The organism is Shewanella fodinae, assembly GCF_014651955.1.
In the GTDB taxonomy this organism is placed as follows: domain Bacteria; phylum Pseudomonadota; class Gammaproteobacteria; order Enterobacterales; family Shewanellaceae; genus Shewanella; species Shewanella fodinae.
Map to the genome: position 1 here is coordinate 156962 of NZ_BMXW01000008.1, position 22811 is coordinate 179772.

The 22811-nt window shown below is 49.5% G+C and carries 19 protein-coding genes; 12 read left to right on the forward strand and 7 right to left on the reverse strand.

The genetic code is table 11. The annotated features are described in order from the left end of the window. Window positions 1-10: 10 nt before the first annotated feature. The 6 genes from fabZ (at window position 11) to tilS (ending at window position 7968) form a co-directional block, all read left to right on the forward strand. Window positions 11-472: a 3-hydroxyacyl-ACP dehydratase FabZ gene (gene fabZ, locus IE064_RS09620; protein ID WP_133038113.1), complete on the forward strand. Its 462-nt coding sequence runs from the start codon at window positions 11-13 to the stop codon at window positions 470-472. Next, a complete protein-coding gene (gene lpxA, locus IE064_RS09625; protein WP_189617621.1) occupies window positions 469-1239 on the forward strand; it encodes an acyl-ACP--UDP-N-acetylglucosamine O-acyltransferase in 771 nt (256 codons plus the stop codon). The genes fabZ and lpxA overlap by 4 nt, the downstream gene beginning before the upstream one ends. Window positions 1240-1252: 13 nt before the next feature. After that, entirely contained in the window at window positions 1253-2407 is a 1155-nt protein-coding gene (lpxB, locus tag IE064_RS09630) for a lipid-A-disaccharide synthase (RefSeq protein ID WP_189617622.1), read from the forward strand. After that, entirely contained in the window at window positions 2404-3021 is a 618-nt protein-coding gene (gene rnhB, locus IE064_RS09635) for a ribonuclease HII (protein ID WP_189617623.1), read from the forward strand. Before lpxB ends, rnhB begins: the two co-directional genes overlap by 4 nt. An 85-nt stretch (window positions 3022-3106) precedes the next feature. Beyond that, window positions 3107-6580 (forward strand): DNA polymerase III subunit alpha, encoded by a 3474-nt coding sequence (gene dnaE / locus IE064_RS09640; protein ID WP_189617624.1) that lies wholly within the window; start codon window positions 3107-3109, stop codon window positions 6578-6580. Further along, complete coding sequence (tilS, locus tag IE064_RS09645) at window positions 6580-7968, forward strand: tRNA lysidine(34) synthetase TilS (RefSeq protein WP_229799946.1); 1389 nt, start codon at window positions 6580-6582, stop codon at window positions 7966-7968. Before dnaE ends, tilS begins: the two co-directional genes overlap by 1 nt. Window positions 7969-8000: 32 nt before the next feature. On the opposite strand, the gene IE064_RS09650 is transcribed toward tilS, so the two are convergent. After that, window positions 8001-9104 (reverse strand): GNAT family N-acetyltransferase/peptidase C39 family protein, encoded by a 1104-nt coding sequence (locus IE064_RS09650; protein ID WP_189617626.1) that lies wholly within the window; start codon window positions 9102-9104, stop codon window positions 8001-8003. A 67-nt stretch (window positions 9105-9171) separates the two neighbouring features. Between IE064_RS09650 and IE064_RS09655 the strand changes: the two genes are divergently transcribed. Then, window positions 9172-10623 carry a RimK family ATP-grasp domain-containing protein gene (locus IE064_RS09655; RefSeq protein WP_133038120.1) on the forward strand — a complete coding sequence of 484 codons (1452 nt, stop codon included), beginning with the start codon at window positions 9172-9174 and terminating at the stop codon, window positions 10621-10623. Window positions 10624-10667: 44 nt separating this feature from the next. Here the strand turns inward: IE064_RS09655 and dgcS are convergent, their stop codons facing one another. The 5 genes from dgcS to xseB form a co-directional block, all read right to left on the reverse strand. Beyond that, window positions 10668-11546, reverse strand: a complete 879-nt coding sequence (gene dgcS / locus IE064_RS09660; RefSeq protein ID WP_189617627.1) for a diguanylate cyclase DgcS — start codon at window positions 11544-11546, stop codon at window positions 10668-10670. Between the two features lie 171 nt (window positions 11547-11717). Continuing rightward, window positions 11718-12848, reverse strand: a complete 1131-nt coding sequence (locus IE064_RS09665; RefSeq protein WP_189617628.1) for a patatin-like phospholipase family protein — start codon at window positions 12846-12848, stop codon at window positions 11718-11720. 129 nt (window positions 12849-12977) lie between these two features. Then, a complete protein-coding gene (dxs, locus tag IE064_RS09670; RefSeq protein ID WP_189617629.1) occupies window positions 12978-14855 on the reverse strand; it encodes a 1-deoxy-D-xylulose-5-phosphate synthase in 1878 nt (625 codons plus the stop codon). A gap of 23 nt (window positions 14856-14878) precedes the next feature. Continuing rightward, the gene (ispA, locus tag IE064_RS09675; protein ID WP_189617630.1) at window positions 14879-15760 is read right to left on the reverse strand and encodes a (2E,6E)-farnesyl diphosphate synthase; all 882 of its coding nucleotides are present in this window, start codon (window positions 15758-15760) and stop codon (window positions 14879-14881) included. Next, window positions 15761-16000, reverse strand: a complete 240-nt coding sequence (gene xseB, locus IE064_RS09680; protein WP_133038125.1) for an exodeoxyribonuclease VII small subunit — start codon at window positions 15998-16000, stop codon at window positions 15761-15763. A gap of 373 nt (window positions 16001-16373) precedes the next feature. On the opposite strand from xseB, the gene pomA reads away from it, so the two are divergent. The 3 genes from pomA (at window position 16374) to thiI (ending at window position 19673) form a co-directional block, all read left to right on the forward strand. After that, entirely contained in the window at window positions 16374-17141 is a 768-nt protein-coding gene (pomA, locus tag IE064_RS09685; protein WP_189617631.1) for a flagellar motor protein PomA, read from the forward strand. A 3-nt stretch (window positions 17142-17144) separates the two neighbouring features. Further along, window positions 17145-18080 (forward strand): flagellar motor protein MotB, encoded by a 936-nt coding sequence (locus IE064_RS09690; RefSeq protein WP_189617632.1) that lies wholly within the window; start codon window positions 17145-17147, stop codon window positions 18078-18080. A 138-nt stretch (window positions 18081-18218) separates the two neighbouring features. After that, window positions 18219-19673: a tRNA uracil 4-sulfurtransferase ThiI gene (gene thiI, locus IE064_RS09695; protein ID WP_189617633.1), complete on the forward strand. Its 1455-nt coding sequence runs from the start codon at window positions 18219-18221 to the stop codon at window positions 19671-19673. 171 nt (window positions 19674-19844) lie between these two features. Here the strand turns inward: thiI and IE064_RS09700 are convergent, their stop codons facing one another. Then, window positions 19845-20759 (reverse strand): LysR family transcriptional regulator, encoded by a 915-nt coding sequence (locus IE064_RS09700; protein WP_189617634.1) that lies wholly within the window; start codon window positions 20757-20759, stop codon window positions 19845-19847. Window positions 20760-20949: 190 nt separating this feature from the next. Between IE064_RS09700 and IE064_RS09705 the strand changes: the two genes are divergently transcribed. Continuing rightward, a complete protein-coding gene (locus tag IE064_RS09705; RefSeq protein ID WP_189617635.1) occupies window positions 20950-21363 on the forward strand; it encodes a universal stress protein in 414 nt (137 codons plus the stop codon). Window positions 21364-21395: 32 nt separating this feature from the next. Further along, window positions 21396-22619, forward strand: a complete 1224-nt coding sequence (locus IE064_RS09710; RefSeq protein WP_268244749.1) for an MFS transporter — start codon at window positions 21396-21398, stop codon at window positions 22617-22619. The last annotated feature ends 192 nt before the right edge of the window (window positions 22620-22811 follow it).

Genomic DNA, 22811 nt, shown 5'->3' on the forward strand with positions numbered 1-22811 from the left:
AAAAGAGCCCGTGTCTAATGAATTGAACACCATGGATATCCAAGAAATTTTGGCATTTTTGCCACATAGATATCCATTTTTACTGGTCGATCGCGTACTGGATTTTACGCCAGGTGAAACGCTGACCGCCATTAAAAACGTCACTATAAACGAACCCTTTTTCCAAGGACATTTCCCGATCCAGCCAGTGATGCCGGGCGTGCTTATCCTAGAGGCTATGGCGCAGGCTACCGGGTTGTTAGCGTTTAAAACCATGAGTGAGAAGCCTTCTCCTAATGTGCTTTACTATTTTGCAGGGATCGATAATGCCCGTTTTAAGCGCGTGGTCGGCCCTGGCGATCAGATACGTTTTGATGTCAAAATGATCAAAGAACGCCGTGGAATTGGCGTATTTTACGGAGAAGCTACCGTGGACGGTGAATTAGTTTGCTCCGCCGATATTATGTGCGCTCGGAGAGAGATTCGTTCGTGATCGATAAATTAGCTTTTGTTCACCCTGATGCCAAAATTGGCAATAACGTCACCATTGGCCCTTGGACTTATGTCGGCCCGAACGTAGAAATTGGTGATGACTGCTGGGTCAGCTCACATGTTGTAATCAAGGGCCCTACTGTTATCGGCAAGGGTAACAAGATCTACCAGTTCGCGTCGGTGGGTGAAGACTGCCAAGATAAAAAGTACGCTGGCGAGCCAACTCGACTGGAAATTGGTGACAACAACGTCATCCGCGAATCAGTGACCATCCACCGTGGCACCGTGCAGGATCAAGGCGTTACCCGTATCGGTTCCAATAATTTGCTGATGGCCTATGTGCATGTGGCGCATGATTGTGTGCTGGGCGATAACATTATTATGGCTAACAACGCCTCTATTGCCGGTCATTGCCATGTGGATGATTGGGCAATTCTTGGTGGTATGACTGGGGTACATCAATTTGTCCATATTGGCGCTCACGCCTTTACTGCGGGTTATTCGCTGGTGCTGCAAGATGTGCCACCGTTTGTGATGGCTTCCGGCCAGGCAGCCGTGCCGAGAGGTTTGAATGTGGAAGGGCTGAAGCGTCGAGGCTTTACCAAAGACGAGCAGTTAGCGCTGCGGCGGGCATATAAAACCCTGTATCGCAGCAGCATGACAGTCGCTGAGGCTGTCGAGGTTCTGGCCGAAGATGCGGCTAGCCAACCCAAAGTTAAATTGTTCCTTGATTTTGTGACCTCATCAGAGCGGGGTATTATCCGCTGAGACAATTAAGCTTATGACGCAACACTCGCAACGGATTTTTGCAATGGTCGCCGGAGAAGTCTCCGGCGATATTTTAGGTGCAGGCTTAGTCGCCGCGCTCAGGCAGCGTTATCCCGATGCCCGTTTTGTCGGTATCGGTGGGCCGCGTATGGAGGCTCAGGGCTTTGAGTCTTTGTTCGCGATGGAAGCGTTAGCGGTGATGGGCCTGGTGGAAGTGCTGTCACACCTGCCACGATTACTTAAGCTGCGTAAATCGCTGATCCAGCAACTCAGCGAGCTACAACCTGACTGTTTTATCGGCATTGATGCGCCAGATTTTAATTTGGGCGTTGAACTGCGACTGAAACAGCGGGGCATCCCGACAGTGCATTACGTCAGCCCATCAGTATGGGCTTGGCGGCCCAAAAGGATCTTTAAGATTGCTAAGGCGACCAACATGGTGCTGGCGTTGTTGCCATTTGAGAAGGCCTTTTATGATCGTTACCAAGTGCCTTGTACCTTTGTCGGGCATACGTTAGCCGACAGCATTCCTCTGGAAAGCGATAAACAGCAGGCGCGGTTGGCGTTGGCGCTAGACGCTGACGCCGAATATCTGGCTATCCTGCCGGGTTCCCGTGGGGGCGAGCTTAAAATGTTGGCTCAGCCTTTTGTTGAGGCGGCGACGCTGATTAAACAGCGTTTTCCTGATATCCGTTTTGTGACCCCGTTAGTCAACGCACAGCGTCGCGAGCAGTTTATGGCCGCTTTGAAACAATATGCACCAGACTTGGAAATACATCTGGTCGATGGTCATTCCCGCGAGGTGATGGCGGCGGCTGATTGTATTTTACTGGCGTCAGGCACCGCTACGCTGGAAGCCATGCTGGTAAAACGGCCAATGGTCGTTGGTTATCGGGTCAGTCCGGTAACCTATCAACTGGCAAAATGGCTGGTAAAAATTCGAACATTTTCTTTGCCTAATCTGCTCGCCGGCAAGACGCTGGTGCCGGAGCTTATTCAGGATGACTGTACCCCAGAAAAGCTAGCCGAGGCGGTTAGCGCACAGCTAAATCAGGATCCACGGCCTTTGATGGCAGAATTTACCCGATTGCATGAGATGCTCAGGCAAAACGCCAGTGAGCGTGCGGCTGATGCCGTGGTGACATTACTAGAGGAGCCGCGTCGATGACGATTTACCGTGATTTATCCGCTGAAGCGGCACAGGCCTTGGGGCAGGGACTGGTTGCTGGTGTGGATGAGGTTGGGCGCGGACCTTTGGTGGGAAACGTAGTAACCGCGGCAGTGATCCTTGACCCTCAGCGGCCAATAGCGGGTCTTAATGACTCAAAAAAACTTAGTGAAAAGAAGCGCGATGCACTGTTTGACCTCATCATGGACAATGCGCTCTGTGTAGCAGTGGGGGCGGCAACGCCAGTTGAGATTGATCAACTGAACATTCTGCACGCCACCATGCTGGCCATGCAGCGTGCCGTTGCTGGGTTGACTATGCGGCCTGAGCGAGTTTTGGTTGATGGTAATCGCACCCCAGATTTTGGTATTCCTGCCGCCGCAGTGATTAAAGGGGATGGGCTAATTGCTGCCATCAGTGCAGCTTCTATCATTGCTAAAGTCACCCGGGATCGGGAGATGGCAGAACTGGATCGCTGTTTTCCGCAATATGGTTTTGCCGCTCACAAAGGCTATCCCACCAAAGTGCATTTTGAGGCAATAGCCCAGTATGGCGTGCTACCGGAGCATCGCCGTAGTTTCCGCCCGGTGCGACTAGCACTGGGACTTGAATAAAACACACTTGTTGACCTTGCCAAGAGGTTTTAGCATAACGGCAGGGCATTCATTCCACAGAGATTGTTAAACAGACAACCAACTTATGGCCGAACCTCGTTTTATACATCTGCGTGTTCACACTGACTTTTCTATGAGTGATGGTCTGGCTAAGGTCAAACCCATAGTTGCTAAAACCGTCACTGAGAACATGGCCGCCGTTGCTATCACTGATCAAGGCAATATGTGTGGTTTGGTGAAATTTTACAGCGCTGCTAACGACAGTGGTATCAAACCGATCATTGGCGCTGACGTGTGGATGTGTGTTCCTGGGTTTGATGATGAGTTTTGCCATCTCACCATCTTGGCAATGAATAATGAAGGTTACCAAAACCTTACGCAACTGCTGAGTAAATCCTATCTGCGTGGTTACGTACGTGACCGACCCGCTATCGATCAGGACTGGTTACTGCAACACAATGCTGGCATCTTGCTTTTATCCGGCGGACGTGAGGGCGATTTGGGAAAGGCTCTGCTGAAGGGAAATCAGCAGCAGGTGGACGAGCTGACCTGTTTTTATCAGCAACACTTTGCTGACCGCTATTACCTGGAATTGATCCGCACTGGGCGCCAAGATGAAGAGCGCTATTTACATTTGGCAGTGGCGCACGCCGCCGCCAATGCTTTGCCAGTGGTAGCGACCAATCAAGTGGTGTTCATGAACAAGGCCGACTTCGAAGCACACGAAATCCGCGTGGCTATTCATGACGGTTTTACCCTCGCTGATCCACGCCGTCCGAAAAAATATAGTGAACAGCAGTATTTTAAATCTGAAGCCGAGATGTGCGAGCTGTTTGCCGATATTCCAGAAGCGCTGGCCAACAGTGTTGAGATTGCCAAGCGCTGTAATGTGACGGTACGGTTGCACGAATACTTTCTGCCAAATTTTCCCACCGGTGACATGTCTACGGCGGATTATCTGGTACATAAAGCCAAAACCGGCCTCGAAGAACGTTTGCAGTTTCTATATCCCGACGAAGCAGTCCGCGCGGCTAAGCGGCCACCCTATGATGAACGCTTGGATGTAGAACTCAGAGTTATCAACCAGATGGGATTCCCTGGTTACTTTCTCATTGTGATGGAGTTTATTCAGTGGGCCAAAGATCACGGTATTCCTGTGGGGCCAGGACGAGGTTCCGGTGCGGGCTCGCTAGTGGCATATTCCATCAAGATTACCGACTTAGACCCGCTGGAATTTGACCTGCTGTTTGAACGTTTCCTCAACCCGGAACGTGTCTCCATGCCCGATTTCGACGTCGACTTCTGTATGGACCGGCGCGATGAGGTGATTGATCACGTCGCAGAAATGTATGGCCGTGATGCGGTATCGCAGATCATTACTTTCGGTACCATGGCGGCCAAAGCGGTAATCCGCGATGTGGGACGGGTGCTCGGGCATCCTTATGGCTTTGTGGATCGCATCTCCAAGCTGGTCCCGGCGGAACCCGGGATGACGCTGGAGAAAGCCTTTGCCGCGGAACCCGCTTTGCAGGAAGCCTATGATGGTGATGAGGAAGTTAAAGACCTGATCGATATGTGCCGCAAGCTTGAGGGTGTCACCCGTAACTCGGGGAAGCATGCGGGGGGGGTGGTGATATCCCCGACAACCATTACCGACTTTTCGCCATTGCTGTGTGACTCCGAAGGGAAAAACCCGGTTACTCAGTTTGATAAAGGTGATGTGGAATACGCCGGGCTGGTGAAATTTGACTTCCTAGGTTTGCGAACACTTACCATCATTGAATGGGCGCTGGAAATGATCAACCCACGCATGCTGCGGGAAGGGAAAGCGCCAATCAATACTGCTAGCATTCCATTGAATGATCCAGAGTCTTTCCGGGTACTGAAACGCTACGAAACCACTGCGGTGTTCCAGCTAGAATCCCGGGGCATGAAAGACCTGATCAAACGCCTGCAACCTGACAATATTGAAGACATGATCGCGTTAGTGGCGTTATTCCGCCCTGGGCCGTTGGAATCGGGCATGGTGGATGACTTTATCGCCCGTAAGCACGGTCAGGCAAAAGTGGCGTATCCGCACCCAGACTTTGAACATGAATGTCTGAAAGAGATCCTGGAACCCACCTACGGCGTTATCGTTTACCAAGAACAGGTAATGCAGATTGCGCAGGCACTGGCAGGGTATACGCTGGGTGGAGCGGATATGTTGCGCCGCGCCATGGGTAAGAAGAAACCGGAAGAGATGGCCAAACAGCGCGATGTGTTCCGTAAAGGTGCCATCAGTCAGGGCGTTGATCCTGAATTGGCGATGAAGATCTTCGACTTGGTGGAGAAATTTGCCGGTTACGGTTTCAACAAATCTCACTCAGCGGCTTACGCCATTGTGTCCTATCACACGTTATGGCTGAAAGTGCATTTTCCGTCAGAATTCATGGCAGCGGTGATGTCGGCGGATATGGATAACACCGACAAGATAGTCACCTTGGTGGATGAATGTGAACGTATGGGTCGTAAGATCCTTCCGCCAGATGTCAACAAAGGACTGTTCAAATTCACCGTAGATGAGCAGCAAAATATTGTCTATGGTATCGGTGCTATCAAAGGCGTTGGTGAAGGTCCGGTTGAAGCGATTATTGAAGCGCGCAAATCCGGCCCGTTCAAAGACCTGTTTGATTTTTGTGCGCGGGTGGATCTGAAGAAACTTAACCGTCGGGTGATGGAGCGGCTGATCAGCGCTGGAGCTCTCGATACGTTAGGGCCGCATCGTGCTTCTATGATGGCAACCTTGCCTGAGGCCATGAAAGCGGCAGAGCAACATGCCAAAGACGCCGCCATCGGTCAAGATGATATGTTTGGCCTGCTCAACGATGATCCCCAAGATTGCCGTCAGCAGTTTGTCGAATGCGCGCCGTGGCCAGATAAAATCTGGCTTGAAGGTGAACGGGAAACGTTGGGCCTGTACCTGACGGGTCATCCCATCAATCAATATCTGTCTGAACTGAAGCACTACACTTCTGGGCGTCTGAAAGATATTCACCCTACCGAGCGCGGTAAAACGGTCAAAGTTGCCGGATTGGTGGTGGCTTGCCGGGTGATGACCACTAAGCGCGGCTCCAAGATGGGGCTGGTGACGTTGGATGATAAAAGCGGTCGTCTCGAAGTGATGTTGTTTACCGAAGCGTTTGATAAATACAGCCATCTGCTAGAGAAAGATCGCATTCTCATCTGTGAAGGCGAAGTGAGCTTTGATGATTTTTCTGGTGGCAACCGCATGACGGCCAGACAGATCATTGATATGGGCGAGGCGCGGAGTCACTTTGCTTCAGCGCTGGAGCTGACGTTGGCACACGACATGTTGACCGAAGAGCGACTAAACCAGTTATATGAAACAATTTTGCCTTGGCGTAACGGCACGGTGCCACTGCTCATCAATTACACTATGGCTGATGCCAAGGGGCGGCTACGACTGGCTGATGACTGGCGAGTGAATCCCTCTGATGAATTGATGCTGGCTTTAGAGACATTATTTGGTACCGATAAGGTAAGGATCCTGTTTTGATGCAACTGTCGGAGTCTGCCGTTATTGATGAGTTACAGCGCTTATTGGCGGGTTTACCAACGCCGCCAGGTGCTATCTGGCTCGGCTATAGTGGTGGCGCAGACTCTGAATATCTGGCCTACATACTGGGGCAGTTTGCCACGCAATTTCCTCAGTGGCACTCACGTATTCATCTGCTACATGTACATCATGGTTTGAGCCAACACGCAGATACATGGGCACAACACTGTTGTGACTCGGCCAAAAAAGTGGCATTGCCATGTCGGGTCCTGCGGATCCAATTACAGCTCGGCCCTCGAATAAGTGTGGAAGCGGAAGCGCGCCGGGCACGCTATCAGGCGATTCTCCAACAAATGGCACCGGGCGATGTGTTGTTAACAGCACATCATCAGGACGATCAACTGGAAACTGTATTGCTGGCGCTAAAACGGGGACAGGGGCCAAAAGGGCTGGCGGCAATGGGCAGTTGCCAACGGTTTGCCGACAACTACTGGCAGCTACGGCCTTTGCTGAATGTCGGCCGGGCGCAGATTTTGACGCGGGTAACCGCCTTATCGCTGAGCTATGTGCATGACGAAAGCAATGACAATATCCGCTATGACCGTAATTTCCTGCGCCGAGATATCGTACCACGGCTGAAAATGCGCTGGCCGGAGTTAGCGGCTACCGTCAGCCGCAGTGCGGCCCTGTGTGCTGAACAACAGCGGTTGCTGGATGAAGTGACCCAGGAAAAGCTGCAACCTTTGCTGCAGAAGTGTGCGTTCACGGGAACACCTGTGATGGCACTTAATGAATTACGGCAACTTCCCCAACGTTGGCAACGGCAACTGCTGCGCGCCTTCATCGAGCGGCAAGCATTGCCTCTGCCATCTAGGGTGCAGTTAGATGAAGCATTGCTGCAGCTGTTACAAAGCGATGACGACGCCAAAGTTCATCTTAAGTTTGCAGCACTGGAGTTGCGGCGAGCTTATGGTCATATTTATGCGATGACTGAACTGCCCGAAGTCGCGCCATCGATGCCGCTGAGTCTAGAACAGCGGCAGGCATTGCAGCAGGGTAAGCTGAACTTGCCGCTCCCCCCCCCCTGGCACCAACTAAATGGCTGTTTAACCGATGTCGGGCCAAGAATCGCACTGGCAGCATTAGCTGCACCGTTAACGCTCAGCTACGGCTTGCCTGGTAGCCTTAAGTGCCATCCGCATTACCGCAATAAAGCGCGCGAGCTGAAGAAAATCTGGCAGGAAGCGCAGGTGCCATACTGGTTGCGTCCTCGACTACCAGCCTTGACCGCTGTCGATGGTTCGGTGCTGGCGATTGCAGGATTATTGGTTGACACACGAGTCTTGGCAGAGCCGCAGCAGCCAGGCGTTACTCTGTCTGTCAGTTAGTCATTGCTTACTAGAGAGGCTCGCGCCGCAACTCAAGGGGTTTCGGGCAGTTGCGGAAATACCACCACACATGCCAGTTGTTTCTGGCGCCCATAGCGCATCACCTGCAATAGCTCACCGTCACTGATGGGGACATAAGTGGAGCCAATGGCATCACGTGCTTTTTCTACGTTGGGATCGTGGAAAAAGAAAAACTGATTATTACAGCCACTCAGCACTATCCAATGGGGGCCCTTTTCGCCGCTGAAACGATAGCTACTCACCATCAGCAACACTGCCGCACCTTGAGCCAAAAATTTTCGCAATTCCTCCGGCGACGGGGCGCGAGTCTGGGCGCTAATACCGCGCGCCTGTAGTTGCTGACAGAAATCTTCATGAACCAGCTGGATCACCGCCTTTTTATTGCGATCACGTACGCCATCGATGAAAGGTACTGACTCAGAACGGCTGAACAGCTTCACGCCAAAACCACGTCTTAGTGCGGATAATGCTAGTCCATGTGCCGAACAACCGCCATGACCGCTGGTCATAAAAATGGTGGTGGCCTCACGCCATAGCCGCAGTTCTTCCATACGGCTTGGAACTGCCTCAGCTTTTAAGGCGGCAAAAGCCATTAACAGACTGGCAGGACCACAACTGAATGCTGTGGTTTGCGCATACAAGGGCATCTTTAACACGGTACTCGGGCCTGGTGGATCCAGCCGTTTGTGCATTCGCACACCATCGGCTAGGTCGTCATAATAATGCACCAGTGCTTTCAACACCTTATAGCCTAATTTTTCATACAGTCGGCGGGCGCCAATATTGTCATTGCGCACCTCCAGGCGTAACGTAATGTAGCCTTTATGAATGGCCTCTTGTTCACACTCATGCATTAGCTGCTGTGCAAGTCCCTGGCCACGCCATTTGGCATCAATTGCTAGGGAATACAACCTTGCAAGGTTAGTTCCTCGGTGAAACAGCAACAGGGCATAACCCGCAAGTAGACCGTTGTCCATAGCGACAAACAGCCGCGCATGAGTTGATTGAATAAAACGTTTCATTTGGCGGTGACTGATGCGGTCACCGCTGAAGGCGGAGAGTTCCAGTTGATCGAGCGCTGAAAGTTCGGCCTGTGTAGCGGCACGTATTTCCATGATGTTTAGATAGAAGACAAACTTCTGATATTTAATCCCCAACCAATATGGGAGGCAACAATTATTTATGGCACAACTGCTTATCGTAACTGACGACGCCAGTGACTGGCGACCTTATCTGCCCAGTGACAGTATGGTAACGGTAAACGATTATCTTAATATGGGGGCGTTTACCGATAACAACAGTGTGCAGGTACTGAATTTGTGCCGCAGTTATGATTATCTCACTACCGGATATTATTGCTCGCTGATGGCGGAAGCCAGAGGACATCGGGTGATCCCCTCAGTGATGACGATTAATGATCTGTCACAGGACAGATTCTTCAGTTTGCCACAGTCGGGACTGGACCGACTGTCGCCAGAACAGACCCGTCTGCGATTTAAGCTGTTTTTTGGTCACAGCGAGCGCGAGGAACTGGAACGGATTGGACACAAGATTTTTGAACGCTTTAACGTACCTGTGCTGGATGTGGAACTGGTTAAAGGGGGCGATAAATGGCAAGTCAGTCATATCGCCCCCTTTCCATTCCAGGAATTAACCGATCCAGAGCAAGATCTGTTTGCGATATATCTGGAGGCCTTTTCTCGAAAAGTATGGCGCGCACCTAAACGCAAAAAATCCTATCGTTATGAGATGGCGATGCTGGTGGATGAGCATGAAAAAATGCCGCCATCCAATAATAGCGCCATCAAACGTTTCATCAAGGCGGCTAACCGTATTGGCATGGATATGCAGTTACTGGGACGCCGTGATATGAGTCGTCTGGGTGAGTTTGACGGACTCTTTATTCGGGCGACCACTAATATCAGTAATTTTACTTACCGTTTTGCCAAAAATGCCGAGCAAATGGGACTCGTGGTCATGGATGATCCGGAATCCATTATGAAGTGTACCAACAAGGTATTTTTGACAGAATTGTTGCTGAATCACAAGATTTCAGTCCCCAAGAGTCTGATCCTCAATGAGTCAGACCCGCACTGGGAGGAAACCTTGCTGGAGCAGATAGGTTTGCCTGCGGTACTCAAGGTACCCGATGGTGCGTTTTCCCTTGGCGTGGTTAAGGTCAAAGATATCGATAGTTTACGGGCGGAAGCTAAACGTATTTTCGAACACAGCACTCTAATCTTGGCGCAGGAATATTTGCCAACGCCGTTTGATTGGCGTATTGGCATACTAAATCGACAGCCAATATATGCTTGTCGCTACTATATGAGTCGTGGTCACTGGCAGATATATGAACATCACAAAGATGGCAAATTCAGCAGTGGAAGTTACGATGCCCAGGACCTTAAACGTGTACCGGCTCAGATAGTTGATACCGCATTGAAATCTGCCAATCTGATTGGCTCTGGTTTTTATGGAGTCGATCTAAAAGAAGTGGATGGTCAAGCATATGTGATTGAAATCAATGACAATCCTAGTATTGATCACGGCATTGAAGATCTGTTCTATGGCGATTTACTGTACGATCGGATTATGACCGAGTTCCTGCGCAGAATTCAGCTGCGCGGCTTGTAACTGACCCAGATACATAAAGGCGTCATTCGGCGCCTTTATGTGCTTTACTCGGCCAGCGCATAGCCGTTACGGCCGGCACTCTTTGCCCGGTAAAGCGCGGCATCTGTGTTATTGAACAATTGATCCTGGTTCAAATGGGGTTGCCAGGCACCAATCCCCATACTGCAAGTGACATTTTGCTGATTGAACAGTGTTTCAGTCTGCATATATTGCAATATCCGGTTTGCAATGCTGACCGCCGCGGAAACATCGCCTTCTACCAATATGGCAAATTCATCACCACCGAGGCGGAAGGGTTGGTCGCAGCGGCGAATGCTGCGGCGAATAATTTCTCCGAATCTGACCAGCGCCTTATCGCCATAATGGTGGCCCATCTGGTCGTTGAGCTGTTTAAAGTTATCCAGATCCAACAGCAACAGGCTTACCTGATTGCGACTGCGCTGTGCTCTCGCAAGTACGGTCCGAAATGCCTGGCCAAAGAAGTGGCGGTTACCTAACCCTGTTAATGCATCGAACATCGCCTGCGATGCCATCTGTTGATAGCGCACGGCGTTGTTTAAGGGTTGGGAGAGTAGCGGCTCCAATTGCTGTAGCACCAGCATTTCACCGATACTGAGCGGCATTTGTAGGTAATACTCCAGTTCAGCTTCTGCGTCACCGACGGGGACTTCATGCATCAGCTTGATACCTTTCAAGCGTCCCCAACGTAGTTCCAGTTCACCGAACTTACAGTAAATGCCACTAAGCGGCAGATACTGTAATAGTTGTTTGCCATAGCAGGCAAAAACTGTCCGCGGATCGAGGCTACTGTGGAGTTTCTGCAACAGTTGTAATGGATCGGGCTGGGCAGTGACATGACGTGTGTCATCGTGCCAAGATTCCAGTGAGTCGCGATGACCACCAATATTGCTGATATAGTCCAAATGGATTACTCCACTACTGCTGACAGGTAATTGAACTTGTATAAGCAAAGTTTGTGCCTTTTTTATCCGTTACCATTATTTCCCTGGCCTGAGTAGGTGCGCGGACTTATGAAATAAATGGCGTGTCAGAATTTTGACTTCGATAAGCCAATTTGACTGGCAGAAAACGGATCAGCCGAGATTAAAAAAGCGTTTAATCTCCTCCAGATTACTCATGGCATCTTTGTAACCTAAATCAATCAAAGCTCCGGTATAGGCTTTCTCAAACAGCAGGTAAGACACTATGCTGGTATCTGATTGGCTGTTGATACCAATTAACCCTAACAGCCGCCGAATGGCGAATGGCATTTCCATGTAATAGCGTTTAGCAATATCACTCAAATCTTCGCTGGGTTTGATTACTAAAGTATCAATATTGCGTAGGCTCAATAATTCGCGGCTGGTGGGCGGGATCAACGCTAACGTGCCATTAACGCGGGTAAGGCGCTCCATGTCACTGTTCAGGGTATCGGAGAAAATGGTATCCAACAGGTGACCAGCAATGGTGGCTGTCTTGGGATGGTATTCCAGATCCTTTGGTTGTTGCTTGTGCGGACTTTCTAGGTTTATCACCATGATGCGATCGGCACCAAGATGAATAGGGCAGGACAAAGGGGAGAGCTGATGTACGGAACCATCACCGTAATACCATTTACCTAGCCGAATCGACGGGAACACCATCGGAATTGCGGCACTCGCCATCAAATGTTCAGTATTCAGCCGAGTGCGCAAGCCGCTGCGCCGTGATCGTTGCCAGTTTTCTATTTCACTGCTGGCTTGAAAAAAACTCACGGATTGTGAGGTGTTATAACAGGAAGTATCAATACTGATGGCGGTGAGGTGACCGTTTTGGATATTACGGTCAATGCGTTCAAAGTTAATAAGCTCATTCAGCAAATCGCGCAGTGGTGAATTGTCCAGCAAACTGCCCGCATCTGTATTGGCCAAGTCAGTCTGTATCCCTTTAAGCAACATTGCGCCTAAGTGTTGCAGTACTCCAGGAATAGCAGCCTTGTATATGCGGCTGGTATGCAGATGCCGCCAGATCCACTCCAGTTTTTTTACGCCTAAGTGGAAGCAGGACGCGTGTGTGGCCATGGCGGTACCGTTAATCGCACCTGCAGATGTCCCGCATATGACATTAAAAGGAATACCATGATTGCGGGGATATAGCTGTACTAGTGCTTTTAGTACACCGACCTGATAAGCGGCTCTGGCCCCACCACCGCCTAACATTAATGCACAGTTTTCCCTTACTGCCATTCCCCGTCACCTAATCGTCATCGCGCATTATTATGCTTTGTTTGCTTAACTATAGCGCTAAAGCATCAGGACAGGTGGACGGATGACATAAAAAAGCCAACCTTTTTAGTTGGTTGGCTTTTTTATGCTTTAACTCTGATGTTGATCCATGAAGGCTTTGATTTGCCCTAATACCCCTGGACTGTCCAGTTGCAGCTCTGCCAAAATTTCTTGGGGGCTACCATGCTTGATAAATTCATCAGGCAGACCTAACTGCAGCACTGGCTTACATAACTGTTTCCTCGCCAGATACTCCAGTACACCGCTGCCGGCACCGCCAATAATGGCGTTTTCCTCAAGGGTTACCAGTAGCTCATGTGTGGTAGCCAGTTGCGATAATAAGGCTTCATCCAACGGTTTAACAAAACGCATATCAGCAACCGTTGCATCTAACGTTTCTGCAACGTCCAGCGCGGTTGCTAGTGTGGTACCGAAGTTGATAATTGCCAGCTTCTTACCTTGGCGTTTCAGAACCCCTTTCCCAATTGCTAGGGCCGTCATTTGTTCCTCTTGATGAGCTCCAGTCGCACTGCCTCTGGGATAGCGTACGGCGGTGGGGCCATCTTGATAGCAATAGCCAGTGTAGAGCATCTGCCGACATTCATTTTCATCAGAGGGCGCCATGATAACCATGTTAGGAATACAGCGCAGGTAACTCATGTCAAAGGCGCCTTGGTGTGTTGGGCCATCGGCCCCGACTATACCACCACGATCGATAGCAAACAGTACCGGCAGTTTCTGCAGGGCAACATCATGGATTACTTGATCATAGGCACGTTGCAAAAAAGTGGAGTAAATCGCCACTACTGGCTTGTAGCCTTCACAGGCGAAGCCTGCACCCAAGGTCACAGCATGTTGTTCAGCAATTGCCGCATCAAAGTATTGCTCTGGGAACTTTTGGGAAAACTCCACCATGCCGGAACCTTCACGCATGGCCGGAGTAATGCCAACGACTTTGTCATCAAGGGCAGCAATATCACACAGCCATTTACCAAAAACTTCAGAGAAAGAGGGTAAACCTGCCTGCGCTGCAGGCTTGCGGAATTGGCTGGGATCAAATTTTGGCACTGCATGCCAACCGATAGGATCTTTCTCGGCCGGTTCATACCCCTTGCCTTTTTTGGTCATGATGTGCAGTAACTGCGGACCACTGAGATTACGCATATTGCGCAACGTTTCTACCAGTGCATTGACATCATGGCCATCAATGGGGCCGATGTAATTGAAACCGAGTTCTTCAAACAAAGTGCCAGGAACCATCATACCTTTCAGATGTTCTTCAGTACGCCGCGCCATCTCTTTGATGACGGGCATACCTTGCAGCACTTTTTTGCTACCTTCACGAATACTGGAGTAGAAGCGGCCAGACATTAATTGCGCCAGATGCTTGTTGAGTGCTCCTACGTTTTCCGAGATAGACATCTCGTTATCGTTGAGCACCACTAGCATATCTTTATGCAAATCACCGGCATGATTCATGGCTTCGAACACCATACCACCGGTCATGGCGCCGTCGCCTATCACCGCCACTACCCGGCGGCCAGCTTGCTCTTTATCAGCCGCGATAGCCATTGCCAGTGCTGCTGAAATCGATGTGCTGGAATGGCCAACACTGAAGGTGTCATAGTCGCTTTCACCGCGCCACGGAAATGGATGCAGGCCACCTTTCTGACGAATGGTGTGCATTTGATCCCGACGTCCTGTGAGGATTTTATGTGGATACGCCTGGTGACCGACATCCCACACCAACCGGTCAAACGGGGTGTTGTACACATAATGCAGTGCTACGGTCAACTCTACAGTACCCAGTCCAGAAGCAAAATGACCACTGGACTGCCCTACAGATTGCAGCAAAAAAGCCCTGAGTTCGTCTGCTAGTTGCGGCAACAAGGCCTGTGGCAACTGGCGCAACTCTTCGGGTGTATTGGCCTGTGCCAATACCGGAAATTGAGTGATATCCAGACTCATAGGGAGCTACTTTGTCTCTAGTTTTATACTCGCCGCTCAATAATATAGCGCGCGAATTCAGCAATTAGTCGGCTATTGTAGGGCAAATTGCCTATGGCCGATAGTGCCTCTTGCAGCAGTTTCTCGGCGGTGGCTTTTGCCCCTTCCAGTCCCAGTAATCTGGGGTAAGTGCTTTTATTGGCGCGAGTATCGGAGCCTTGAGGTTTGCCTAACTCTTCTGTGCTGCCGATGATATCCAGAATATCGTCCTGCACTTGAAATGCCAGGCCAATGGCATCGGCATAAATCATTAACTGGCGTTTTTCGGTATCGGCAATATCAGCGGCAATAACCGCTAACTCTACTGCACAACTGATGAGCGCCCCAGTTTTTAACCGATGCAACCGAGTCAACTCGGCAAGTGGTATCTCATGATCGGTTGCCGCCAGATCCAAGGCTTGACCGCCACACATACCAAGATAGCCAGAGGCTTTGGCTAGCACCTGCACCATCTGCAACTGCTGTGATGCGTTAAACCCTGAATCGTTTCGACTTATCAGCTCAAATGCCAGCGTTTGTAAAGCATCGCCGGCCAGAATCGCTGTCGCTTCATTAAAGGCAACGTGAACAGTAGGTTGACCTCGGCGCAATTCATCATTATCCATGGCGGGTAAATCGTCATGGATCAGTGAATAGGCATGAATGCACTCAATTGCTGCCGCGCAGTCATCAAGTTGTTCGGCTTTGAGCCCGAGCATTTCGCCCACTGAATATACTAAAAATGGCCGAACCCGTTTGCCTCCCAACAGTACACCATAGCGCATGGCAGCTTTTAATCGTGGTTCGTTTTCAGGAATGGCGTCGAAAATCGAGCTCAGATGCTGGTTGATCCGTTGCTGGCAGCGATTGATGGCTTCCGTTAGCAATTATTGTTCCTCGACATCAAATGGACTCAGCGGTGCCTGGGGATCATCCGCCAGCAGGATGGCAACTTTCTGTTGCGCCTGTTCCAGTTTACTTTGGCTGCCGCGTACCAGACTGATACCACGTTCAAACTGTTTCAGCGCATCATCCAGAGACACATCACCCTGTTCCAGTTCGGTTACTATTTGCTCTAACTCGTTCAAGGACTCTTCAAAGCTGAGGTTTTCAGGTTTTTTAGCCACGTTGGTTTCCTTGGATTTACACTGCGACAGAGTATACCAGCTATCTGAATCGGGAATCGAGGCTGGGCAGCAAGGGGTTCGGAGTAGGACTGGCGGCAACTGTGTTGGTGCACACGTTATAGCAGCAACCGAAATGGGTCAAATGCAGGCGTTGGTTATTTGCTCAAAAGCACGCTTTGCCATAAAAATATTTTCTTCCGGGGTTAAAATCCCTCTAAACTTGCCTAAGTTTGATCCGATAAACCAAAATAGAAGCCGTTGAAAAGTGTAACATTCCCTTTCTAGGGGAGTATTCTGGCAAAGCCGTGGCCAGTTTCCCAGAAAAAGCATCATCCCGGTGGATGACGCGACTATAGAAAATCGAGGAGCAAGAGTGGATTTAGCAACCCTGATAGGCATTGTTGGCGCGTTTGGTGTGATGTTCTGGGCCATGATCAGTGCCGGCGGCATCTCTATCTACGTTGACGTTCCTTCGGTATTGATTGTTTTCGTGGGCTCCATCTTTGTGGTGATGATGAAGTTCAACTTAAAACAATACTTGGGCGCCATGAAAATTGCTGCCAAAGCCTTTATGTTCAAACTCGATAATCCAGAAGATCTTATAGAACAGTCGGTGACGATGGCGGATGCCGCTCGTAAAGGGGGGTTTCTGGCACTGGAAGAAGCGCAGATTTCTAACTCCTTTATGCAAAAAGCAGTGGATATGCTGGTGGATGGTCACGATGGCGACGTCGTGCGTGAGGCGCTGGAAAAAGACATTGTACTCACCGAAGAACGGCATAAATCAGGCATCGCAATTTTCAAAGCTTTTGGGGATGTCGGACCCGCTATGGGAATGATTGGAACACTTGTTGGCCTAGTGGCGATGCTGTCTAACATGGATGACCCTAAGTCGATTGGCCCGGCAATGGCGGTGGCGTTGTTAACCACCCTTTATGGGTCACTGCTGGCAAACTTGGTGGCGTTACCCATTGCCGACAAACTGGCATTGCGCATGAACGAAGAGATGCTCAACCGTAATCTGATTATGGATGCGGTGCTGGCGATACAGGATGGCCAAAACCCGCGTGTTATCGAGAGCTTTCTGAAAAACTATCTAGCTGAGAAAAAACGCAAGATAGACACAACCGGTGGGGAATAACTGATGGCCAAGCCAAAGTGTCCTGATTGCCCACCACCCGCCCCGCCGTGGTTAGCTACGTTTTCGGATCTGATGTCACTGCTGATGTGCTTCTTCGTATTGCTGCTGTCTTTTTCTGAGATGGACGTGCTTAAGTTCAAGCAGATTGCCGGTTCGATGAAATACGCATTCGGGGTGCAAAATAAAGTGGAAGTGAAAGATATTCCGAAAGGAACATCGGTCATTGCTTTAGAATTCCGCCCCGGTCGTCCTGATCCGTCACCCATTGAAGTCATTAACCAACAAACCAATGAGATGACTCAGCCAACACTGACCTTCCAAGCGGGCGATGATGAGAGCGCTGGTGGGGTTCAGCAGCAAAAGGGAGAACAGCGCGGCGGGGAATCTTCTGCCACCGCTCAGGAGCAAGCGGAAGATAAGCGCACTCAGAAAAATGATGCGGCGCAGCAGCAGATCAATGAGCAAGTCAAGAAAATGGCGGAGAAGCTCGATAAAGAGATTGTGGATGGTGCCATCGAAATTGAATCACTGGGTCAGCAAATTATCATTCGTATTCGAGAAAAAGGCTCTTTTGCCTCGGGGTCAGGGTTCCTGCAACCACAATTTAAACCGGTGATCCGGGCGATTGGTGAACTGCTGAAGGATGTGCCTGGCATTGTGACCGTTTCCGGTAACACCGACGATATGCAGATCAGCAATGAGCTATATCAGTCGAACTGGGATCTGTCAGCGCAACGGGCGTTAGCCGTAGCGCACGAGCTGATTAGGGTAAAAGGTTTCGACCCCGAACGGATGAAAGTCGTGGGGCTGGCTGATACTAACCCACTGGTGCCCAATGACTCGGTTGAGCATCGTGCCCGTAATCGCAGGGTCGAGATAGCAATAGAGCAGGGCAAAGCCAAACAGTCAGATGAACTTCAGGTCACACCGAATCGCTGAGCTGCCACGCACAGTTAACCCTACAAACCGGCATAATGGCCGGTTTGTGTTTTTAACATCCTTACTGTGACTGCCTCCGGCACTTTGCTATAATCCCGCGATTGCTTTTTTGACCACGTTTTATGCTGCGGAAAATCCATGAAGTTTATCGTTAAGCTGTACCCCGAAATCATGATGAAGAGCAAGCCAGTGCGATTGCGCTTCACCAAAATGCTGGAATCCAATATCCGGAATGTCCTAAAGAAAGTTGATGAAAGCGTCACTGTGGTAAAACAGTGGGATCGCATCATGGTGGGAGTACCACAAGATAAACCGGAATTGCTGGACCCTATCGGTGACCGTTTGACCTGTATTCCCGGGATTGCCACGGTGGCGCGGGTGAATGAATATGGGTTCGAGACAGTGCACGATATTTACCTGCACACGCTGAAAGCATTTGGCGATGAGCTAGCGGGAAAGACTTTTTGTGTGCGGGTTAAACGTAGCGGCCACCATGATTTCACCTCTATTGATGTGGAGAAATACGTGGGTGGTGGTCTGAATCAACATACCGAAGCTGCTGGCGTAAAACTGAAAAATCCTGACATTACAGTGAATCTCGAAATCAATAACGACAAGCTGTATTTGGTGGAGAAAAAGGTGCCGGGTCTCGGTGGCTTCCCGATGGCCACTCAGGAGGATGTACTGTCACTGATTTCCGGTGGGTTTGATTCCGGGGTTTCTAGTTTTCAGTTCATCAAAAAAGGTGCCCGTACTCACTACTGTTTCTTCAACCTTGGTGGTGCCCAACACGAGATAGGCGTTAAACAGGTGGCCTATCATTTATGGAAAACTTATGGTGAATCCCATAAGGTAAAATTTGTCACCATCCCATTTGAGTCGGTGGTTGCAGAAATTCTGGAGCGTATCGACCATGGCTTAATGGGCGTTATCCTTAAGCGTTGTATGATGCGTGCGGCGAGTCGGGTTGCGGAGCGCATGGGTGTTCAAGCTTTGGTGACAGGGGAGAGCCTGGGACAAGTGTCGAGCCAGACGTTGACTAATCTTAACGTAATAGATCGTTGTACCGATACCTTGATTTTACGCCCGCTGATCACTATGGATAAGCAAGATATCATCAATGAAAGTCGCAAAATTGGTACCGAGGACTTTGCCAAGTCAATGCCGGAGTACTGTGGGGTGATCTCTCAGCGTCCTACGGTTAAAGCGGTATTAGCGAAAGTGGAAGCCGAAGAACTGAAGTTTTCGCCAGATCTGCTGGATAAAGTGCTGGAGGCTGCCGAAGTTATTGATATCCGGGAGATACCAAAAGCTATGGATACCAAAGTCACCGAAACAGAAACCGTTTCCAGCGTCGCTGCAGAACAGGTGGTACTGGATATTCGTGCGCCAGAAGAAGAGGAACGCCGTCCGCTACAAGTGGCCGGGGCTGAAGTGCAACACATTCCGTTCTTTAAGCTGTCCAGCGCCTTTGCTGAACTCGATAGCAGTAAAACCTATCTGCTGTACTGTGAGCGCGGCGTGATGAGCAAACTGCAGGCGCTGTATCTGCTGGAACAAGGCTATCAAAATGTGAAGGTCTATCGCCCTTAAGCGTTGTTTGATGGCCGCATCCACGGATGTGGCCCGTTATAATTTCCCGCCATAATTAACCGCTTATACTCAGTTGCGGTGTCTATATAGCACCGCACTATCTTTGTGCAGCTTACCGTTTGATACCGCTTACTGCTTGTTTTGGGGCGGATAAATTCCCAGATAAGTCGTTTACTCGCATGAATGCTGGCTGCGTTTGTTTTGCAGATATTGGCTAACAAAGTCGCCGAAATTCCGGGCGGTAGGTGATAGATAACGATTTTCCATCCACGACAACAGAATACTGCGTTTGAGGTGGGGACAGCTGATCGGTAGTTTCACCAGTTGCTGACTATTGCCAACATCCCACCATAGCCTTGGCAGAATTGCGACTCCCGCCCCGGCGCGTACTAAATCAGCAATAACCGCGGTATCGAAACTTTCAAAGACAACATTGGCGCGAAAGCCTGCTTGCCGACAGAAGTTATCCGTGATTTCCCGAAAACCGTCTTCCCGCGGATAGCTGAGGAACTTTTCTTGGGCGACTTCACTAAGCGCCACTTGTTGCCGTTTGGCCAGTGGATGATCCGTGCGTACGGCTAAGAATAGCTCTTCGGTAAACAGTTCTCGCTCTGCAACAGTGTTGTTACCTGACAGTTGTGTAATCGGCAGGGAGGTAATACACAGATCAAACACGCCATCGCGCAGTTGCCGCGCGATTTCATAGCGGCCAGCTACCTGAAATAGTTTGAATTTCACATTTGTATGCTGTGATAGGTAGTCGACAAAAATGTTGGGCAGAATTTGTGAGGTGGTCACCCCTACAGTGACATGCCCCGCATTGTTGCTTGCCATATCGGTTAACTGCTGTTTGGCCTGTTCTAACTCACTAAATACCCGTTTGCTGCGCTCCAGCAATACCTTGCCAAAGGCATTTAATTGCAGTCGTCGTCCTTGGCGATCAAACAAGGCAACCCCCAACTCTTGTTCCAAATTCGCCAATGTTTTACTAAGTGCAGGTTGTGCTACATGCAGGCGTTCGGCGGCGCGGGTCATATTTCCAATATCGGCAATGGCCAAAAACGATCTTAATTGGGTTAATGTCATTTCAATAACCAAAAGTATATTAATATATCTAAAAATATATATTTTTAATTATTAAATATCAATGATATAACTCCTCGCGTTACCTTCTTTTAGCACTTTCAAGGCTATCCCTTCGATAACAAATACAGCAAAGCTTGCCTTTTGCTGGCGGCGGCGTGTTGCCTTGAGAACAACAATCTTGGAAATAATTATGTTAGGAACACGAATTTTAGTGGCATATGACGGCGCAGAACTTTCTGCTAAAGCGCTGGATATCGCCTTGCAGCAGTTACGGGAAAATCCGCAAATCAGTGTTGACGTAGTATTTGTGGAAGAAGTGGCGCCGTTACGCACCGGGGTTGAAGTGGTTGATGAAGATATACAATGTCAACGCGATGCTATTTTCAACCAACTACGCGACAAAGTCGCCGCAGTGGAAATGGTAAAACTACATCGTTTGCGTGGGCAAAATGTCTCCTACGTGCTGCTGCGTTTTGCCGAAGAACACAACTGCAATCTTATCGTTCTTGGCAGCCGCGGCCTTACCGGGATCCGCGAATTCCTAGGCAGTGTTAGCCATGCGGTTGTGCAGCATTCTTTAGTCCCGGTACTGATCATCAAATAATCCTCCATTCTCTTCGAAATCACTTAATAAATATGACTACGACCAAAAGTGTCCTATGGACAAAAAATTATCTTATCGATTGCATTATCTGTTTTTTAATTAATCTGGCCTACTACCTGACAATGGTGGTAATTACTGACTACACCCTACACACATTGCATGCTTCGTTAAGTGTGGCGGGGTTGGCTTGTGGCATTATCATCTTGGGGGCTTTAGCGGCTAGGCTGTTTGTGGGGCGATCCATTGAGCGTATTGGCACTAAGCTGTGTTTATATGTTGGGTTGCTCGTATTTTTACTGTCGGCGATTGCTAACCTATGGACACAAAATATTGTGTTGCTTTGCCTGGTGCGATTTATTCAAGGTGTGGGTTTCGGGGCGGCGTCTACCGCCACTGCCACCATTATGGCGCAGATGGTTCCCAGTGAACGCCGTGGCGAAGGCACCAGCTACTTTTCGATGTTTGTTACTTTAGCTACCGCTATTGGTCCATTCGCTGGTTTGTACGCATACCGTGATGGCGATTTGAGCCTTAACCTCATGTTGTCGTCAGTATTACTGCTGATTGGTTGCGTGCTGACCTTTATGCTGGTTCCCCCTAACAGTGTGCTGCCAGCAACTGCCGCAGCAACTAAAAAACGGGGATTTTCACTTTCATCTTTCTTTGCTGTGGAAGCACTACCGCTGTCAGCTATCACTTTTTTTGTCTCTATCGGTTTTGCGTCATTGCTGAGTTTTATTTCACCTTATACCTCGAGTAAGGGCTTGGAAACTGGCGGTAAATTCTTCTTCATTATGTATGCTATTTTTACGCTACTCAGTCGCCCCCTTACGGGTAAATTGTTTGACCGTAAGGGCGATAATATTGTCATGGTGCCATCGTTTGTGCTTTTTGCGGCGGGCTTATGCTTGTTGGGACTCTCTGACAGCAATATCGCAGTGTTGGCATCCGGTGCCTTGATTGGCATGGGCTTTGGTACCTTTATGTCTTGTTCTCAAGCGATAGTGATTAAACTGTCACCTTCAGACAGCATCGGCAAAGCCAATTCAACCTTTTTCATTTTTATGGATCTTGGCGTGGGATTAGGGCCATTGCTCTTGGGTAAAGTGATCCCGCTGCTGCAGTTTTCCGGTATGTATGAATTGTTAGCGGTAGTCATGTTGATGTGCTTGGTGTCGTACCATTTTCTGCATGGCCGCTATGTTAGCGCACATCAAAAAAATCAACTGGCGTTACAGCAACATCTGAACAATTAGCTTAGCGCGCATAATACGGTGCAAGATGCCCTGAGTTTAGCTGATGGTTTATCAACTAATACTTGGGGCTTAATGTGATGGTCCGCCTCCCTTCTCAGCAACTATGCTGAGATTAGGCTAGACAGGAGGTAGACCATCATGTTTATTCAAGTACTCGGTATCGATTTAGGCAAGTCAAACTTTCATCTTATT

What these genes read in the sequence shown, in the direction of transcription:
- lpxB (WP_189617622.1), top strand. Translation starts at nt 1,253, where the DNA reads ATGACGCAACACTCGCAACGGATTTTTGCAATGGTCGCCGGAGAAGTC.
- rnhB (WP_189617623.1), top strand. Translation starts at nt 2,404, where the DNA reads ATGACGATTTACCGTGATTTATCCGCTGAAGCGGCACAGGCCTTGGGG.
- dnaE (WP_189617624.1), top strand. Translation starts at nt 3,107, where the DNA reads ATGGCCGAACCTCGTTTTATACATCTGCGTGTTCACACTGACTTTTCT.
- tilS (WP_229799946.1), top strand. Translation starts at nt 6,580, where the DNA reads ATGCAACTGTCGGAGTCTGCCGTTATTGATGAGTTACAGCGCTTATTG.
- IE064_RS09650 (WP_189617626.1), bottom strand. Translation starts at nt 9,104, where the DNA reads ATGGAAATACGTGCCGCTACACAGGCCGAACTTTCAGCGCTCGATCAA.
- IE064_RS09655 (WP_133038120.1), top strand. Translation starts at nt 9,172, where the DNA reads ATGGCACAACTGCTTATCGTAACTGACGACGCCAGTGACTGGCGACCT.
- IE064_RS09665 (WP_189617628.1), bottom strand. Translation starts at nt 12,848, where the DNA reads ATGGCAGTAAGGGAAAACTGTGCATTAATGTTAGGCGGTGGTGGGGCC.
- dxs (WP_189617629.1), bottom strand. Translation starts at nt 14,855, where the DNA reads ATGAGTCTGGATATCACTCAATTTCCGGTATTGGCACAGGCCAATACA.
- IE064_RS09690 (WP_189617632.1), top strand. Translation starts at nt 17,145, where the DNA reads ATGGCCAAGCCAAAGTGTCCTGATTGCCCACCACCCGCCCCGCCGTGG.
- thiI (WP_189617633.1), top strand. Translation starts at nt 18,219, where the DNA reads ATGAAGTTTATCGTTAAGCTGTACCCCGAAATCATGATGAAGAGCAAG.
- IE064_RS09700 (WP_189617634.1), bottom strand. Translation starts at nt 20,759, where the DNA reads ATGACATTAACCCAATTAAGATCGTTTTTGGCCATTGCCGATATTGGA.
- IE064_RS09705 (WP_189617635.1), top strand. Translation starts at nt 20,950, where the DNA reads ATGTTAGGAACACGAATTTTAGTGGCATATGACGGCGCAGAACTTTCT.
- IE064_RS09710 (WP_268244749.1), top strand. Translation starts at nt 21,396, where the DNA reads ATGACTACGACCAAAAGTGTCCTATGGACAAAAAATTATCTTATCGAT.